Genomic DNA, 16,490 nt, shown 5'->3' with positions numbered 1-16,490 from the left:
TCCTGGAGATGTGCCTGAACCGCGTGGGCATGATGATGCGCCTGGTTATCTTGCTGTTTTTGGCGTTATCGCTCGTTCTTTCCGGACGAGTTCATGCGAACGAAGCCAGATTCGCGCTTGTCATCGGCAATGCAAAGTATCCGGACAGCGACGCTCCTTTAAAGGAGCCGATCAACGACATGCGCGCGGTGGCTGACGAGCTGAAGCGCGCCGGCTTCGAGGTCGCAACCGGCGAGAATCTGTCCGGCGACGCCATGAAGCGGGCGATCAACGCATTCTATGACAAGATCAAGCCCGGCACCGTCGCCATGGTGTTCTTCAGCGGCTACGGCATTCAATCCGGCCGGCAGAGCTTCATGATCCCGGTCGATAGCGCGATCTGGGACGAGAAGGATGTCCGCCGCGATGGCATTAGCCTCGACGCTGTCCTAAGCGAGTTGAACAGCCGCGGCGCGAGCGTGAAGATCGCCGTGCTGGATGCGTCGCGCCGCAATCCGTTCGAGCGGCGCTTCCGTCAGTTCTCGACCGGCCTCGCCCCGGTGACGGCGCCGCGCGGGACGCTGGTGATGTATTCGGCTCCGCCCGGTGCCGTCGTCAACGATTCTAGCGCGGACCGCAGCCTCTTCGTCACCGAACTGCTGAAGGAAATCCGCGTCCCCGATCTCACCGCCGAGGAAGCCTTCAACCGCACGCGGGTCGGTGTCTCACGGGTCTCGAAAGGCGATCAGATTCCCTGGTTCTCGTCGTCCCTGGCCGAGGAGTTCTCGTTCGGGCCGCGGACCCAGGCCAGCCTCGATCCCAAGCCGCCGCTGCCAGAGCCGAAGGAGATTACCCCGCCGCGGGTCCCGACGCTCGAAAAGCTCGACGCACCCGAACCCAAACTGGTCGAACCGCAAGCGGCCCCTCCGCCGGCCGCCGCGCCTGCGACGACGGAGCCGCAACCGGCCGCTCCCGCAAGCCAGTCCGCGTCGACGCCGGAACCTGCCGCGCCGCAACAAAGCGAGGCCGAGAAGCGGCTCGCCGCGATCAACGACGAACCCGCGATCAAGGAACTGACCGGCCTGATTTCGGCCAATCCGAACGACCAGGCGGCCTTCTATAAGCGCGGGCAGCTCTATGCGGTGAAGGGCGCCTATCCGCAGGCGGTGCGGGATTTCGACGACGCCATCCGCCTGAATCCGCGCGACGTCGAGGCATTGAACAACCGTTGCTGGGTGAAGACCATCCTCGGCGAGCTGCAGGCGGCGCTGAAGGATTGCAACGACGCGCTGCAGCTCCGCCCGAATTTCGTCGATGCGCTGGACAGCCGCGGGCTCGTCAACTTGAAGAGCGGCCAGCACACCAACGCGATCTCCGATTTCAGTGCTGCGCTGCAGCTCAATCCCAAGCTCGCCTCCTCGCTCTATGGGCGCGGGCTGGCCCGCCAGCGCAGCGGCGCTGCGGCCGCCGGCAGCCGCGACATCGACGCGGCCAAGGCGATCGATCCGAATATTGTCGGCGAGTTTGCTGGTTACGGTATCCGTTAAAATTGTTTCGAGACCGGTCTTTTTTCGCGTTCCTGGGCCTTGCAGATTTGAACGCAATGACGACGCAGAACGACACATGACAAGCAGAAAGCCGCGCGGAGGCGGGCGGCCATAACGCAGGAGGGTGAGATGTCGACTGTCCTTGGACAATATGGAAAAGCCATCGTCCGTGCGGTTGTCGCAGCCGGCGTTGCCGTGTCATTGACAGCCGGCCTTGCGGTTGCCGCCGACGACGCCACCGAGGATCAGATCCTCAGGGCGTTGACGCCGAAGCGCCTGACCCGCAGCCTGTCCGCGACACCGCCCGCGGATACGGCCAAGGCGGCGGAAGAAGCCAAATTCGTCGATCAGATTCGAAATCGTACGACGCGTTCGCTCTCGATCGGCGAGCGCGAACAGATTGCAGCGATTGCCAAGGACAAGCCGAATATCGATCTCGAGATTACGTTCGATTACAATTCGGCGACGATCAGTCAGAAGGCGCTGCCGTCCGTCACCGCCCTCGGCAAGGCGCTGACCAATCCGGACCTGAAAGGAACGACGTTCGTTCTGGCCGGCCACACCGATGCGACCGGCGGCGAGGCCTACAATCAGGACCTGTCCGAACGCCGCGCCGACTCGCTGAAGAAATACCTGATGGAGAAATTCGCGATTCCCGCGGGCGATCTCGTCACGGTCGGTTACGGCAAAACCAAGCTGAAAAATCCGGCCGATCCGACCGGCGGCGAAAATCGCCGCGTCCAGGTGGTGAACATGGCAAGCAGCAAGGTGGCGGGCAACTGACCGCTTGTGTGATCTGGAGCAGACAATCAGCGCCCTGCGCCGGTAGGGCGCTGATTGCTTATCGCCATGCCGATCCAGACGTGATTTAAACCCGCTCATGCTCAAGATCGTTACAGCAGTCGCGCTCACCGGGGTCTTGCTTTCCTCGCTTCCGTCCGCGGCAACGGCGGCCGCCGAAAAGGAGACTTCGGGTGGCAAGTCCGGCGGGGCGATCGTCATCGTCGTCAAGGCGACCAACGCCTGCTTCTCCGACATGGTCCGCGTGACCGGCTTTCTCGTCCCGCGTCGCGAGGCTGTCGTCGGCGTCGATCAGGAAGGCTTCCGCGTCAGCGAGGTGCTGGTGCGGGACGGCGACCAGGTCACCGAGAACCAGGAGCTGGTGCGGCTCGGCGGGCCTGCGGCACTCGCACAGGCCGCGCAAAATCCGCAGGCGAGCCGCTCCGGCGTCGTCACGCTCCGCGCGCCCGCCGCAGGGCGCATCATCCAGGCCAACGCCCGCGCCGGCGCTTTTGCCTCGCCGCAGCTCGGCCCGCTTTTCCGGATCGCCATCGACAACGAGATCGAACTCGACGCCGAGGTTCCCAACATCCATGTGCTGAAGCTGAAGCCGGATGCGACCGCGCGCATCAGCATCGACGGCGGCCCCGAAGTCAACGGACGCGTTCGTCTCGTCGCCCCCGAGATCGACCGGCGCACGCAGCTCGGCAAGGCGCGCATCGCCATCGCCCGCAACCCGGCGATCAAGGTCGGCATGTTTGCGCGCGCGACCATCGACGCGAACCGCAGTTGCGGCGTCTCGGTGCCGAAGTCGGCGCTCGACCATTCGACCGTGCAGGTCATCAAGGACAACACGGTCGAGACACGCCGGGTCCAGGTCGGGTTATTCTCCGACACTCACATTGAAATCCGTGAAGGCTTGAAGGAAGGCGACATTATCGTCGCCAATGCCGGAACCTCGCTGCATGACGGCGACAAGATCAAGATGATCTTCGCCGACGACATCGATCGGTCGCGCGGGCGCTAGGTCAGCGTGCCCAGCCAGGCCGGCGCGCCGCCGGGTTTGACGGGATGAGGGGAACAGTACGCCAATGGCTTTGAACATTTCGGCATGGTCGATCCGCAACCCCCTGCCATCGGTGGTGTTCTCGATCATCCTTCTGATCCTGGGCTGGATGAGCTTCACCAAGCTCGCGGTCACCCGCCTGCCCAATGCCGACATTCCGGTGATCTCGGTCGCTGTTGCGCAGTTCGGCGCCGCGCCGGCCGAGCTCGAATCGCAGGTCACGAAGACCATCGAAGACGGTGTCTCCGGCGTCGAGAACGTCCGCCACATCACCTCGTCGATTACCGACGGTTTGTCGGTGACGACGATCCAGTTCAGCCTCGAGACCAACACCGACCGCGCCCTGAACGACATCAAAGACGCGGTGACCCGCGTTCGCAGCAATCTGCCGCAGAACATCAACGAGCCGTTGATCCAGCGTGTCGATGTGGTCGGACTGCCGATCGTCACTTATGCCGCGATCGCTCCCGGCAAGACCCCGGAGCAGCTGTCGTGGTTCGTTGACGACGTGGTCAAACGCGCCCTGCAGGGCGTGCGCGGCGTAGCCCAGGTCGAACGCATCGGCGGCGTCGAACGCGAGATTCTGGTATCGCTCGATCCCGACCGCCTGCAGGCGGTAGGCTTGACCGCGATCGACGTTAGTCGGCGGCTACGCGGTTCCAACGTCGATCTAGCTGGTGGCCGCGCCGAAATCGGCAAAAACGACCAGGCGATCCGCACGCTGGCCGGCGCGCGCACGCTGAATGAGCTCGCCGGCACCATGATCAGCCTGCCGGCCGGCGGCGAGGTCCGCCTCGACGACCTCGGCACCGTGACCGATACCATCGCCGATCGCCGCACGTTCGCTCGCTTCAACGGCGAGCCCGTCGTCGCCCTCGGCATCAAGCGCTCGAAGGGCGCAAGCGACGTGATCGTCGCTAAGGCGGTGCAGAAGCGCATCGACGAATTGAAAACCACCAACCCGGACGTCGATCTGCAGCTCATCGACACGTCGGTCGATTTCACCGAGGGCAACTACGAAGCGGCAATCTCGACCCTGTTCGAAGGCGCCGCGCTCGCCGTCATCATCGTATTCGTCTTCCTGCGCGACCTGCGCGCGACCGTGATCGCCGCCGTCTCGCTGCCGCTGTCGATCTTCCCGGCGTTCTGGGTGATGGACCTGCTCGGCTTCTCGCTCAATCTCGTGAGCTTCCTCGCCATCACGCTGAGCACGGGTATTCTCGTCGATGACGCGATCGTCGAGATCGAAAACATCGTCCGGCACATGCGGATGGGCAAATCGCCCTATCGCGCGGCGCTGGAGGCCGCCGACGAGATCGGCCTCGCGGTGATCGCGATCAGCCTGACGATCATCGCGATCTTTGCGCCTGCAAGCTTCATGTCCGGCATCGCCGGACAGTTCTTCAAGCAGTTCGGCATCACCGTCTCCGTGCAGGTGTTTTTCTCCCTGCTCGCCGCCCGCTTCGTGACGCCGGTGCTTGCCGCCTACTTCCTGAAGGACAATCATCACGACGACCCGCCACCGGGCATGATCCTGCGCGCCTATCACCGCCTGGTGCAATGGTCGACGCGGCACTATGTCCTGACCGTGCTGCTTGGCCTCGGCGTGTTCGCGCTGTCGGTCCTCAGCATCAAGCTGCTGCCGCAAGGCTTCCTTCCGGCTCAGGATACGGCGCGCTCGCTGCTCGCGCTGGAGCTGCCGCCGGGATCGCAGCTCTCCTTCACCGAGAACACCACCGAGGAGATCGTCGCCCGCCTGCGCAAGCGCCCCGAGGTGAAGAGCGTCTTCGTCGACGGCGGCCGCGTGCCGCCCGGCATCAGCGAGGTCCGCCGCGCCGCGCTGATCATCAACTACACCCCGAAAGGCGATCGCAAGATCAGCCAGCGCGAGCTCGAACTCGAGATCGGCAAGGACCTCGAAAACGTACCCGACATCCGCTACTGGTTCCTCGACGAGAACGGCCTGCGCGCGATCTCGCTGATCGTCACCGGTCCCGAGATCGGCATCGTCAGCAACGTCGCCAATGAACTCGCGATCCAGATGAAGCGGATTCCGCTGATCGCCAACGTCAACTCGGAAACGTCGCTCGACCGGCCCGAATTGCGGATCCAGCCGCGCGCCGACCTCGCCGCACGGCTCGGCGTGTCCACCGAAAGTCTGTCCGAAACCATCCGCGTCGCGACGATCGGCGACGTCGGGCCTGCGCTTGCCAAGTTCGATGCCGGCGACCGGCAGATTCCGATCCGCGTGCAGTTCGACGAAAGTGCGCGCAGCGACCTGAAGATCCTCGAGCAGCTGCGCGTGCCGTTTGGCGGCGGCCGCGGCAACGTGCCGCTCTCCGTCGTTGCCGATATCCAGCTCGACCAGGGGCCGACCAGCATCAACCGCTATGACCGCGAACGGCAGGCAACCGTTGCGGCCGATCTCGTTGGCACCGCCGCGCTCGGCGACGCGATGAAGCAGATTTACGAACTTCCGGTGATGAAGAGCCTGCCGAAGGGCGTCAAGGTCGGCCAATCCGGCGACGCGGAGAGCCTGAACGAACTCTCCGACGGCTTCGCGACTGCGATCAGCGCCGGCTTGATGATGGTCTATGCGGTGCTGGTGCTGCTGTTCGGCACGTTCCTGCAGCCGATCACCATCCTGTTCTCGCTGCCGCTCTCGATCGGCGGAGCGATCCTGGCGCTGTTCGTCACCGGCAAACAGCTCACCACCCCGGTATGGATCGGCATTCTCATGCTGATGGGCATCGTGACGAAGAACGCGATCATGCTGGTGGACTTCGCTATCGAGTCGATCAAGTCAGGCATGGAACGCGACCAGGCCATCGTCGATGCCGGCATGAAACGGGCTCGCCCCATCGTCATGACGACGATCGCGATGGCTGCCGGCATGCTGCCGAGCGCCTTGGCGTTCGGCGCCGGCGGTGAATTCCGCTCGCCGATGGCGTTGGCAGTGATCGGCGGCCTCTTGTTCTCGACGGTCCTGTCGCTGATCTTCGTGCCGTCGATGTTCCTGCTGATGGACGACGTCGGCAAGTTCTGCTGGCGGATGGGCCGGAAGTTCATCGTTACCAGCGCGGACGGCCAGGAGCCGCCGCAGACGCACAGCGACGATCAGGGGAAGCCGCCGCCGTCGGGCGCCGCGACCACGTCGGCGGCTGCGTCGCATTGACCACGACCCGACGTGACGCGGTGCTACTTCGAGCGCCCGCTAAAGCGCGATGAGATTCGGACGAATCGTCCTCGCTTTAGCTCATTGTTTAAGCATGATCTTTCCGGAAAACCCGCTTCACACTTTTCCGGATCATGCTTTAGTCGTTGCGGGCTTCCGCCGTGAGCCGCTTGATGTTGAGCAGCTCGATCCGGCCGCGCTTCAGTTCGAGAATGCCGTCGCGCCGCCACTGCTGGAGCTGGCGATTGACGCTCTCCCGGGCGGCGCCGACATAGATGCCAAGCTGCTCCTGCGAAATCCGCACCTCGGAGCCGAAATCCTCCGCGAGCGTGCACAGGCGCCGCGCCATCCGCACCGGCAGCGGTTGCAGCACCGACTCCTCCAACCGTTCGCTGGCCAGGCGAATGCGCTGGCACAACAGCTCGATCAGCTTGATCGCAACCCGGGGCTCGCGCTCCAGATAGCTCATGAAATCGCCACGCCGCAGCACGAACAGCTCGGTCGGCTCGGCGGCAATGGCGTCGGCAGTGCGCGTCTGCCCGTCCAGCACGGCGATCTCGCCAAACACGTCGCCTGAGCCTTGGAAATTCAGCGTCAGCCGCGAACCGTCGCTGGCGCCGGTTTCGATCCGGACCTGACCGCGGCGAATGCCGTACAGGGCGTCTCCGACGTCGCCCTTCTGAAACAGGAGCTCGCCTTCGCCCAACTGCTGCGTGTGGCAGAGCGCCGCGATACGCTGCAGCGCCTCGGCGCCAAGATCGGCGAACAGCGGATTGAGGCTGAGCATGACTGCGAATTCGGACTGCTTGCCGGTCGCGACATTGGTTCTCGACACGTCCATCCCCCAGTTGCTTGATGGCTGGCCGGAGTGTGTCATAAGTCACACAATTTCGCGACCGCAAAGGGCAGGTTTCGGTCGACCATCAATGGGGAATTCTTAATCTGTGCCCGGATTTGCACCCTGCAGCGGCCTCGTCACGCCTGACAAACAAGCCCGCACAAGGGTATGATTTGCCATGAAAGCGCTGAAGATCCTGGCTGCCATCCTCGGTCTGTTTCTCATCGCCATCGGCGTGACGTTGGCGATCGGGATTCCCGGCGGATTCGTCACCGACCTCATCGAGCGGCGGGTCGAAGCTGAGACCGGCTATCAGCTCGACATCGATGGCGGCGCAACGATCCGGCTGTGGCCGCTGACAGTGGTGACGCTGCACGACGTCAGCCTGCACGACCCGAAGGATCGCGACATCCCCGAACGCTTCCGCGCCCAGAGCGTCCGCGCCGAATTGTCGTTGCGCAGTCTCGTCAGCGGCAAGCCGCGTATCCGCGAGCTCACCATCGCACACGCCGTCACCAACCTGCCGATGAGCCGCGAACGGCCGCGTTTCGCCCGTGCACTGACGAAGCGCGCCGAACCGGCAAACACCTCCACGATGGCGCCAGTGACGATCGACCAGGTCACGATGTCGGACGCGACCGTCGTCTTCAAGGACGTCGGCAACCGCATCGAGAGCCGGGTCGAACACATCAATCTCCGGGCAGCGATGACAGCGGACCGCCTGGATATCGAGGCCGATGCTCGCGCCGGCGACCAGCCGATCAAGCTGGAGGCCAAGGCAACCGTGCCGACGCAGCCGGCCGACGGCCTGACGATTCCGGTAGACTTCAAGATCGATGCGACGGGATTGCTGCCGCAAACCTTGGCCGGCAATGCCGACGTCAAGTTGAACGGCAACGTCATCACGATCAACGGCCTGACGGGGATGCTCGGCAACGCGCGCTTCTCCGGCTATGCGTCGATCGAAGCTACGGTCAAGCCGCTGGTCAAGCTGGACCTCGACTTCAAGCAGCTCGATATCGACGCTCCCGCCGCCTTGGCCGGCAAGTCTTCCAGCGAGCGCATCTGGGAAGGCTGGAGCGACGAACCGTTTTCGCTGGAGGGGCTGAACTATGTCGATGCGGATTTCCAGGTCTCTGCCGCGGCGCTGAATGCCGGCAGCCTGCGTCTCGCGCCCGCCAAGATCGAAGGCTCGCTCGCCAGCGGCATCCTGAAGATGACGCTAAATGAACTCGGTCTGTATGAGGGTCGCGCCGCAGCGGGTCTCGCCATCGATGCATCGATCGCTCGTCCGATCTATGCCCTGCGCGCAAACCTGCGCGACGTGCGTGCGCGGCCACTTTTGACCAGCCTCACGGATTTCACCTCGCTCGATGGACGCATGCAGACACAGCTCGATGTGCGCAGCACCGGCCGCAGCCAGCGCGAGCTGCTGAGCAACCTGTCCGGAACGGCGAACCTCGATTTCCAGGACGGCCAGATTCGCGGCATCAATGTCGCGCAGATGATCCGCTCGCTGACCGCGAGCACCCTGTCGGGCTGGCAGGAGAGCGACGCGCTCAGCACCGATCTGACCGAGCTGCACGCCTCCTTCCGCATCGACAAGGGCAAGGCCGAGACCAACGACCTGCGCCTGGCCGGCCCCTTGGTTCGTGTCACCGGCACCGGCTCCGCCGATCTCACGGCCAGGTCGCTTGCATTCCGTCTCGAACCGAAATTGGTGATGACGACGCAGGGCCAAGGCAGCCGCGTCGCCGATCCGGTCGGCCTCGGCATTCCGGTGAAGGTGGAAGGGGCCTGGTCGTCGCCGAAGATCTACCCGGATATGGCCGGCATCCTCGACGATCCTGCTGCCGCATTCGCCAAATTGCGCGAAATGGGCCAGGGCCTGTTCGGCTCCCGCCTACCGGATGGCCAAAGCGGCGACAGCCCCGACAAATCGAGCGACACCGGCGACAGACTGATCGAGGGACTGGGCAACATCATTCAAGGTTTGGGTGGCGGCTCCGCAAGTCAGGACCGGGCGGCAACGACACCAACATCACCGGCATCACCCGCGCCGCAGACCGGGCAAGCCGCCCCGTCCGCGCGCGACACCCAGAAGCAGATCGACAGCATCATCCGACAGTTGTTCGGACGTTGATGCAGATGGAGGATAAAGCCGTTGTTGTTTCGAGTGGCGCAGCGTCTGCGCAAACGCCTGCAGAGATCCGCATGACCGACGACGCCGGCAACACCGCGTTTCGTGGACGCGGTCTGTTCGCCAAATATGTGTTCTCTCTGGTGGGACTCGTGCTGTTCGTCCTTGCGGTCAACAGCGCGATTGAGACTTTTTTCATCTATCGGGAAACGCAATCGTCGCTGATCGGCGCGATGGCGGAGAAGGCCGACGCGACGGCAACGCGCATCGAGAACTTCATGACCGAGACGGAGCGGCAGATCAGCTGGGTCACGCGCGCGAGCTCGACCACCCTGGAGCAGCGGCGCGCCGACTACCTGCTGCTGCTGCGACAGGTGCCGGCGGTCAATCAGATTTTCCAGATCGACGGCAACGGCCGCGAGCAGCTGCGCATGACCCGCACGACGGTTTCGGTCGGCAGCGGCGAGGATTTCTCGCGCGCCACCGGGTTCAGCGAATCCGTCACCAAGGGTCTCTGGTACGGCGAACCGTTCTTCCGCGACACCCAGCCGTTCATGGCGATCGGCGTCGCGCATCCCCGGCGCGAGACCGGCGTATCGGTCGCTGAGATCAGCCTGCGCTTCCTCACCGATTTCGTCACGACCGGACAGGCCAGCAAGATCGGCTCCGCCTATGTGGTGAGCGCGAAAGGCGAACTACTGGCGAGCTCCGATCCGAACCGGAAGCCGGGTGCCGACTATTCGAAGCTGCCGCAAGTGGCATCCATGCTTGGCTCCGCCCCGCAGCGACATGCGACCGGCACGAGCATCGAAGGCCAGTCGGTGCTCGTCGCCGCCAAAACCGTCCCTGACCTGAACTGGCTGGTGTTCTACGAGCAGCCGCTCAGTCAGGCGCTGCTGCCGATCAAGGATCTGTTGATCCGGGCCGCCGGCCTTGTGGCGCTCGGCCTCCTGCTGGCTATGATTGCAGGAACGATCCTGACCCGGCGCATGCTGGTGCCGATCCGCGCGCTGCATGCCGGCGCGCGGCGGCTGGCGACGGGCAACTTCGCACAGCCGATCGAGGTCAAGACCGCGGACGAGCTGGAGGAGCTTGCCGATCAGTTCAACCACATGGCCGACGAGATGCGCGAGTCCTATACCCGGCTCGAGCAAAAAGTCGCGGAGCGCACCGAAGATCTCGCGCAATCGGTGCGCGAATTGAAAGTGCTCGAAGAGGTCGGCCGCGCCGTCTCCTCCTCGCTCGATCTCGAAGCCGTGCTGGCCACCGTGGCAACCCGTGCGGCCGAAATCACCGGCGCCGACGCGGTCGTCATCTACGGTTACGACGCCGCCAGGCACACGTTCGAACTTGCTGAATCGATCGGGATCGACGCGCCGGCCGGCCAGGACCGGCACCGTTTGATCGCGTATGACGGCAGCGTGCTCGGACAGGCCGCGACAACCGGCAAGCCGATCGAGATCGCCGATGTTGCCGAGGCGCCCGAGCATCCACTGAACGCCATCATCTCCGCCGCCGGCTACCGCTCGGTGCTGGTGGTACCGCTGGGCGACCAGCAAGGTACGCTCGGAGCGCTTGTGGTGTTGCGGAAGACGCTCGGCGCCTGGGCGCCGAGCACCATCGGCCTGATGCAGACATTCGCACATCAATCCGTGCTGGCGATGCGCAACGCACGGCTGTTTCACGAGGTCGACCAGAAGGGCCGCGAGCTGGCGCTGGCTCACGACACCGTGCAACAGCAGGCATCCAAGCTGCAGGAGCAGACCGTGCAGCTCAAGGACTGGAACAAATCGCTCGAGGAACGGGTGGCGGCCCAGCTCGATCAGATCGGCCGCATCAGCAAGCTCGAGCGCTTTCTGGCGCCGCAAGTTGCACAGCTGATCGCCTCCTCCGATGGCCACGAAGCCCTGCTCGCCAGCCATCGCGGCGAAGTCACCGTCGTCTTCTGTGACCTGCGCGGCTTCACGGCCTTTACCGAAAGCGCCGAGCCCGAGGAGGTCATGAACGTGCTGCGCGAATACCACGCAGCCCTCGGCGAGCTGATCTTCCGTTACGAGGGAACGTTGGACCGCTACGCCGGCGACGGCGTCATGGTGCTGTTCAACGCGCCGATCCCATTGCCGGATCACGCCAAGCGGGCGATCCACATGGCCGTCGAGATGCGCGATGCGGTCGGCAAGCTGACACAGAAATGGCGCAGCCGCGGCCACTCGCTCGGCTTCGGCATCGGCATCGCCGTTGGCTACGCGACGCTCGGTCAGATCGGCTTCGATCGCCGCCTCGAATATGCCGCCGTCGGCAGCGTCACCAATCTGGCGTCGCGTCTTTGCGACGAAGCCAAGGCCGGACAGATCATCGTTAGTCAGCGCGCCTATGGCATGGTGGAGGACGACGTCGAGGCGGCCCCGATCGCCGACCTCAACCTCAAGGGATTTTCCCGCCCGGTCGCGGCCGTGGAAATTCTTCGTTGGCGCGGCGACGATCACCTTCCCGCCCCGCCCTCATCTGCACGGGCGCTTCCGTGATGCTCCGCCTGTCCACCCAACCTGCTTGGCGCGCGGCCATCGCTTCAATAGAGTCCACCTCCATGAACCCGCTGACATGGCCTCTGACATGACCTCACCAACTTGCCGCCCCGGTCATAGCCGGCGATTGAGTTCTCTGTCCGCGGCAGCATTGGTTGCTGCGGCGCTGCTCGCATCAGCCAGTGCGCGAGCCGCGGGCGAGGACGACGCGCAGAAGGGTGTCACGGTCACGGCCGTCAAGGCGACGAAGTCCTGCTTTGCGGCGACCGCCGAGGTGTTCGGCATCCTGCTGGCGACGGAGGAAGCCACCGTCTCGCCGACGCGCGACGGCTTGCGGATCACGCAAGTTCTCGTCGATCCAGGAGCGACAGTAAATGCGGGGCAGCCGCTGGCCCGGCTTGCCCAATCGGACGGCGGCAGCGAGATTTCGCTGACGGCACCAGTCGCCGGTACGATCAGTGCGATCAACGCTGTCGTCGGAACGACCACATCGATGCGTGCCGACCCGCTGTTCCGCATCATCGCCCGCGGCGAGTTCGAAATGGTTGGCGACGTGCCGGCCAAGGACATGCCCGCGCTTTCCGCCGGCCAGACCGCAACGATCAAGGTGGTCGGCGCGCCGAGCGTCGAGGGGCGCGTGCGCAGCGTCTCGTCGACGATCGATCCCACCACACAGCTTGGACAGGTCCGCATCCAGGTCGTCACGCCGAAGCCGCGCCTGCTCGTTAATGCATCAGGCCGCGCAACGATCAAGACCGGCGAAAGCTGCAACGTGGCCGTCCCGCTCAGCGCCATCCTCTACGGCAACGGCGGCCCGGTGATCCAGGTGGTGCGACGGCAACGCATCGAAACCCGCCGCGTCGAGGTCGGACTGCTGTCGTCGGGACAGGCCGAGATCAAGGAAGGCGTCGCGGAGGGAGACATCATCGTCGCCCGGGCTGGTGCGCTGCTGCGGGAGGGCGATCCCGTTCGTACGATCATGGCCGATACGACAGCGACCAAATAGGGGCTGGCACTTCGCGACTCGTTGCGAGTCACCATGCTCGCGCAAACATGGAGGCATAACCCGCGCCTCGCGTCGCGCCGCTTTGTCTGGATGTCCGTCGCTGACGCGACTGGCGCATCTCTGACGCGACCTCTCCTGGTCGGTCACAGGAAAGCTCAGCTTCCCGCCTTCTCCGCCGTCGCCTTGAGGCGGATGTCCTCGACCAGCGAAGATGACAGCATCGGGACCTGCTGGCCATCGGAGCTGCGCGTGACCGCCAGACGCGTCCGCGTGAAGACCTGCTCCACGCCGAGGCCTTGCGCATTCATGTTCTTGAGCAGCTCGCTGACCAGCGCGCTGTTCTCACCCGTGCTGTCGTCCACCACCTTGCCCGGCGTTGCAGACGACAGGATCAGCGCGTTCTGCGGCGCATCGATCGGCGACAGGCCGTGCGAATAGGTGCGGAAACGGCGCTCGTAGGGATTGCGGCGCGAAGCATCGAGGACCACGAGGCTCGCCCGGGCACCGCGATCCTTCAGCGCGTTGAGCACCGATTCAATGCTCATGCCATGACGGCGAACGTCGGACTCTCTCCAGATCGTCGCATCGACCGGGATCATGTAACTCTGCCGCCCCGCCTGCACACCGTAACCGCCGTAGAACAGCAGGACCACCGAGTCGGGGCGAACCTTTGCCGTCAGCCGATCGACCGCCCGACGCATGTCTTCCTTGTTGGCATCTTCGACGACATCCACATCGAAACCGTCACGGCGCAGCGACGCGGTGAGTGCGCGCGCATCGTTGATCGGCTGTACGAGAGGAGCGTTCGCATCCGGATAACGGCTGTTGCCGATCACCAACGCAAGGCGCGCCGGTTGCGCAGCCGCTGCTCCTGCCGCATCGCCGAGGTTGGACACCGCCTGCTTCGCATCGCTGCTGATCTTGTTCAGCGCGGCATGGGCGCCGAGGCCGAGAGAAATGACTGTCGCAATAGCCGCTGCGGCAATAATGAAGGAGTGTCGGGACCCCTTCGCTTTGTCGAAACTCATATTTGTCTCCTTCCCCGGCTCGCGGCTGCGAGGCGCTGTTCTGCCATAGGGGGCTTAATCAATTTTGCGTTTCGGTGCCGGACAAATGTGCTCAATTTGCGGCGCCGCAGCATTAATAACCCCTTCATACCTTTGGCAAACTTGCCGTGGCAAGGCGTTATTTCGGGAAGACGGCCTTGCACGCCGGGCTGAGCTGGCTCCGGTTCTGACGCATGCAGGCGGTGATCGCCGGAATGTTGGGAATTTCGCCGGAACAAAGGCGGAACGCGTCCGGCGTACAGGCGGAGCGCTGCTCCGCGGTGGCGACCTGGGCGTGCACGATTGAGGGGTCCAGCCCCAGCATCAGGACACCGAAACCGAGAAGGCGAAGGCAACTGGCGAAAGCCTTGATCATGGTTTGCTCCTTGTGCCTGGAACCGGCCATTCCGACCGGGGCAACGATCCGACGATGCCCTGAACCCGTCACCATCTCAGTGATTGCCGTCACACAGGTCCGAGCCGGCCTGTCTGGAAAAGAGCGCAGCGTTTCAAATGCTTGCCTGGCGTGTCATAGTTCATCCGGGAAGGGGCATTCCATGAAGATCTCGCACATGGCCGGCGCCGCTGTTCGCGCGCTGACGGCCAGCAAGGACGGACCGTCGATCTACGACGTCTGCGATCCGGTCCTGTTGAACGGGCATGGCGGTGACGAGCACCTTGCGAAATTCTATAAGACGGCTTTGCGGAATCCGGCCCTGATGGCGCTGTTGCGGCGCGCCGGCCTGCCCGAGCTCCGCGACGAGACCCGCCTGGCGTCCCTTCGCCATGCATTGTCGCTGGCGCGCGACCAGGACAACCCGGATTGGGCGGAGGTGGGCCGTCCATTCGCCGAGCTCCTGGATACCATCAAGCTCGAACACCCCCGCCCGGAGGCCACCACCACCGATTCATCGGCGCCAGCGTCTGCGGAGATCGACGCCATCATCCGCACCTGCGGCAAGCATCTGCTCCGATCGTTCGCGAAGAACGGCTTCATTCCGACCTACGCCGCCTTCAACCTGATCGGTGACCCGGATTTTCGCGGCCGCGAACTGACCGTCGCCCTTACCGGCCTGAATGCGCGCGGCTACAAGAATTCGACGCTGATGTTCAATCTCGCGCGCGTGTTCATCGCGCGCTCGCCCGCTGGCGCGGTGATCAATCCGCCCTGGACAGGGATCGCCGAGCCGATGTGGGAGCCGGTGCAGATTCGTCACCGCTCGGCCTATTACGACGCCTTCTTCATCGAAGCTCTGTTGAGCTTCCTTGAAACCGGCCTTGCCAGCGCCGAAGAGACCGGATCGTCGCGAACTGCAATCGATGCGATGGTCGCGTTCTGTCTCAACACCAGTCGCGAGGAGGTGCAGTCTCTCGATGGCAAACGCTTCAGTGTCGTCACGGCCCTCGCCCCGCCACCGCATCCGCGCTTCAGCCGCTTCTTTGCTCAGATCAAGGAGAAGCTTGGTTTCGGAATCTACGTGCCCGACTGCGACACGACGGCATGCTCGTTCTCGGCGGCCAGACAAGCCGGCTCAGACGACCCGATCCTCGACCAGCCGCTGCTGGACTTCTACGCGAGCTACCAAGTCCGCCCCGGCAGCAACGAACCGCTGGTCACGGTCCCGCTGAACGACAATGTCAACTACGATGGCGCCATCGCCACCTGGATCGACAACCTCGCCGGCGAGCGTCCCTACGGCAACGACCTCGACCCGACCCTCAATCTCGATGTGCTGGAAGTCAGCTTCCGCAACTGCGACCGCTGGAAGGTGATCGAAACACCGTCGCGGCTCGAAACAGTCCAACAGATTCTCCGCTTCCAGCGGCGCCTCGTGGAAAGCGGCGCGTTCGCCGACCCTCGCGCTCACATCTACTATCTGCCGGAGCTCTACTCGGCCTACTTCGGACGCTGCTACGCGACCTTCCGTTCGCTGCCGATCGCCACCCAGCGGATTATCGACCCCACCGATACATTCGGCTTCATCCGCGAGAAGGTTCTCACTTACGTATACGAAGAGATAGTTTCAAAAGTGATGAACCCATTCGATGCAGCGCTTGCGTTGCTCGCATTGGGACATCTGGGCGGCAACCGTGACAGCTTCGCGCCAGCATTGCGGACTATCGCCCAGCACGTCGGCGAAGGCGGATATCGCGCGCCATTCAAGGCCTACGAATGGAACAAGATGAAGACGCCAACGCGTATTCTCGTGGGCGGACCGGAGGTTACATCAGCCTTCGTGTTGATGGGGCTCGCGCTTGCGCGGCAAACCTTCTACGGCGAGGCGCGTTATTCCTGATGCAGTGAGACGGACCGCCTCGCGGTCCTTCTCCGTGACGGCCATGCACAACGGCGTAGCTGGATTGTCATGCAGGAAATCTGTGCGCCGA

The 16,490-nt window shown here is 64.0% G+C and carries 11 protein-coding genes; 8 read left to right on the top strand and 3 right to left on the bottom strand.

Annotated elements, in window-relative coordinates:
• Positions 1 to 29 precede the first annotated feature (29 nt).
• The 4 genes from X566_RS10580 to X566_RS10565 all read left to right on the top strand — a co-directional run bounded on the left by X566_RS10580 (position 30) and on the right by X566_RS10565 (position 6,547).
• The gene (locus tag X566_RS10580; RefSeq protein ID WP_034468329.1) at positions 30 to 1,526 is read left to right on the top strand and encodes a caspase family protein; all 1,497 of its coding nucleotides are present in this window, start codon (positions 30 to 32) and stop codon (positions 1,524 to 1,526) included.
• A 129-nt stretch (positions 1,527 to 1,655) separates the two neighbouring features.
• Positions 1,656 to 2,309: an OmpA family protein gene (locus X566_RS10575; protein ID WP_051444000.1), complete on the top strand. Its 654-nt coding sequence runs from the start codon at positions 1,656 to 1,658 to the stop codon at positions 2,307 to 2,309.
• A gap of 97 nt (positions 2,310 to 2,406) precedes the next feature.
• On the top strand, positions 2,407 to 3,333 hold the full coding sequence (locus X566_RS10570) for an efflux RND transporter periplasmic adaptor subunit (protein WP_034465981.1): 927 nt from the start codon (positions 2,407 to 2,409) through the stop codon (positions 3,331 to 3,333).
• A 64-nt stretch (positions 3,334 to 3,397) separates the two neighbouring features.
• Positions 3,398 to 6,547 (top strand): efflux RND transporter permease subunit, encoded by a 3,150-nt coding sequence (locus X566_RS10565; RefSeq protein ID WP_051443999.1) that lies wholly within the window; start codon positions 3,398 to 3,400, stop codon positions 6,545 to 6,547.
• A gap of 139 nt (positions 6,548 to 6,686) precedes the next feature.
• Here X566_RS10565 and X566_RS10560 read toward each other — a convergent pair whose 3' ends face one another.
• A complete protein-coding gene (locus X566_RS10560) occupies positions 6,687 to 7,388 on the bottom strand; it encodes a Crp/Fnr family transcriptional regulator (protein WP_034465978.1) in 702 nt (233 codons plus the stop codon).
• 175 nt (positions 7,389 to 7,563) lie between these two features.
• On the opposite strand from X566_RS10560, the gene X566_RS10555 reads away from it, so the two are divergent.
• The 3 genes from X566_RS10555 (at position 7,564) to X566_RS10545 (ending at position 13,056) form a co-directional block, all read left to right on the top strand.
• On the top strand, positions 7,564 to 9,528 hold the full coding sequence (locus X566_RS10555) for an AsmA family protein (protein ID WP_034465975.1): 1,965 nt from the start codon (positions 7,564 to 7,566) through the stop codon (positions 9,526 to 9,528).
• A gap of 71 nt (positions 9,529 to 9,599) precedes the next feature.
• On the top strand, positions 9,600 to 12,050 hold the full coding sequence (locus X566_RS10550) for an adenylate/guanylate cyclase domain-containing protein (RefSeq protein WP_051444193.1): 2,451 nt from the start codon (positions 9,600 to 9,602) through the stop codon (positions 12,048 to 12,050).
• Positions 12,051 to 12,177: 127 nt separating this feature from the next.
• A complete protein-coding gene (locus X566_RS10545; RefSeq protein ID WP_244434716.1) occupies positions 12,178 to 13,056 on the top strand; it encodes an efflux RND transporter periplasmic adaptor subunit in 879 nt (292 codons plus the stop codon).
• A gap of 155 nt (positions 13,057 to 13,211) precedes the next feature.
• Here X566_RS10545 and X566_RS10540 read toward each other — a convergent pair whose 3' ends face one another.
• Positions 13,212 to 14,084, bottom strand: a complete 873-nt coding sequence (locus tag X566_RS10540) for a caspase family protein (RefSeq protein ID WP_034465971.1) — start codon at positions 14,082 to 14,084, stop codon at positions 13,212 to 13,214.
• A 157-nt stretch (positions 14,085 to 14,241) separates the two neighbouring features.
• The gene (locus X566_RS10535; protein WP_244434782.1) at positions 14,242 to 14,427 is read right to left on the bottom strand and encodes a hypothetical protein; all 186 of its coding nucleotides are present in this window, start codon (positions 14,425 to 14,427) and stop codon (positions 14,242 to 14,244) included.
• Positions 14,428 to 14,659: 232 nt separating this feature from the next.
• Here X566_RS10535 and X566_RS10530 point away from each other — a divergent pair, with 232 nt between their 5' ends.
• A complete protein-coding gene (locus X566_RS10530; RefSeq protein WP_034465968.1) occupies positions 14,660 to 16,399 on the top strand; it encodes a hypothetical protein in 1,740 nt (579 codons plus the stop codon).
• Positions 16,400 to 16,490: the final 91 nt, after the last annotated feature.

This window comes from Afipia sp. P52-10 (assembly GCF_000516555.1).
Taxonomy (GTDB): domain Bacteria; phylum Pseudomonadota; class Alphaproteobacteria; order Rhizobiales; family Xanthobacteraceae; genus P52-10.
This window is presented reverse-complemented; position numbering and strand designations above follow the sequence as displayed.

What these genes read in the sequence shown, in the direction of transcription:
- X566_RS10550 (WP_051444193.1), top strand. Translation starts at nt 9,600, where the DNA reads ATGACCGACGACGCCGGCAACACCGCGTTTCGTGGACGCGGTCTGTTC.
- X566_RS10580 (WP_034468329.1), top strand. Translation starts at nt 30, where the DNA reads ATGATGATGCGCCTGGTTATCTTGCTGTTTTTGGCGTTATCGCTCGTT.
- X566_RS10535 (WP_244434782.1), bottom strand. Translation starts at nt 14,427, where the DNA reads ATGCTGGGGCTGGACCCCTCAATCGTGCACGCCCAGGTCGCCACCGCG.
- X566_RS10540 (WP_034465971.1), bottom strand. Translation starts at nt 14,084, where the DNA reads ATGAGTTTCGACAAAGCGAAGGGGTCCCGACACTCCTTCATTATTGCC.
- X566_RS10555 (WP_034465975.1), top strand. Translation starts at nt 7,564, where the DNA reads ATGAAAGCGCTGAAGATCCTGGCTGCCATCCTCGGTCTGTTTCTCATC.
- X566_RS10570 (WP_034465981.1), top strand. Translation starts at nt 2,407, where the DNA reads ATGCTCAAGATCGTTACAGCAGTCGCGCTCACCGGGGTCTTGCTTTCC.
- X566_RS10565 (WP_051443999.1), top strand. Translation starts at nt 3,398, where the DNA reads ATGGCTTTGAACATTTCGGCATGGTCGATCCGCAACCCCCTGCCATCG.
- X566_RS10560 (WP_034465978.1), bottom strand. Translation starts at nt 7,388, where the DNA reads ATGGACGTGTCGAGAACCAATGTCGCGACCGGCAAGCAGTCCGAATTC.
- X566_RS10530 (WP_034465968.1), top strand. Translation starts at nt 14,660, where the DNA reads ATGAAGATCTCGCACATGGCCGGCGCCGCTGTTCGCGCGCTGACGGCC.
- X566_RS10575 (WP_051444000.1), top strand. Translation starts at nt 1,656, where the DNA reads ATGTCGACTGTCCTTGGACAATATGGAAAAGCCATCGTCCGTGCGGTT.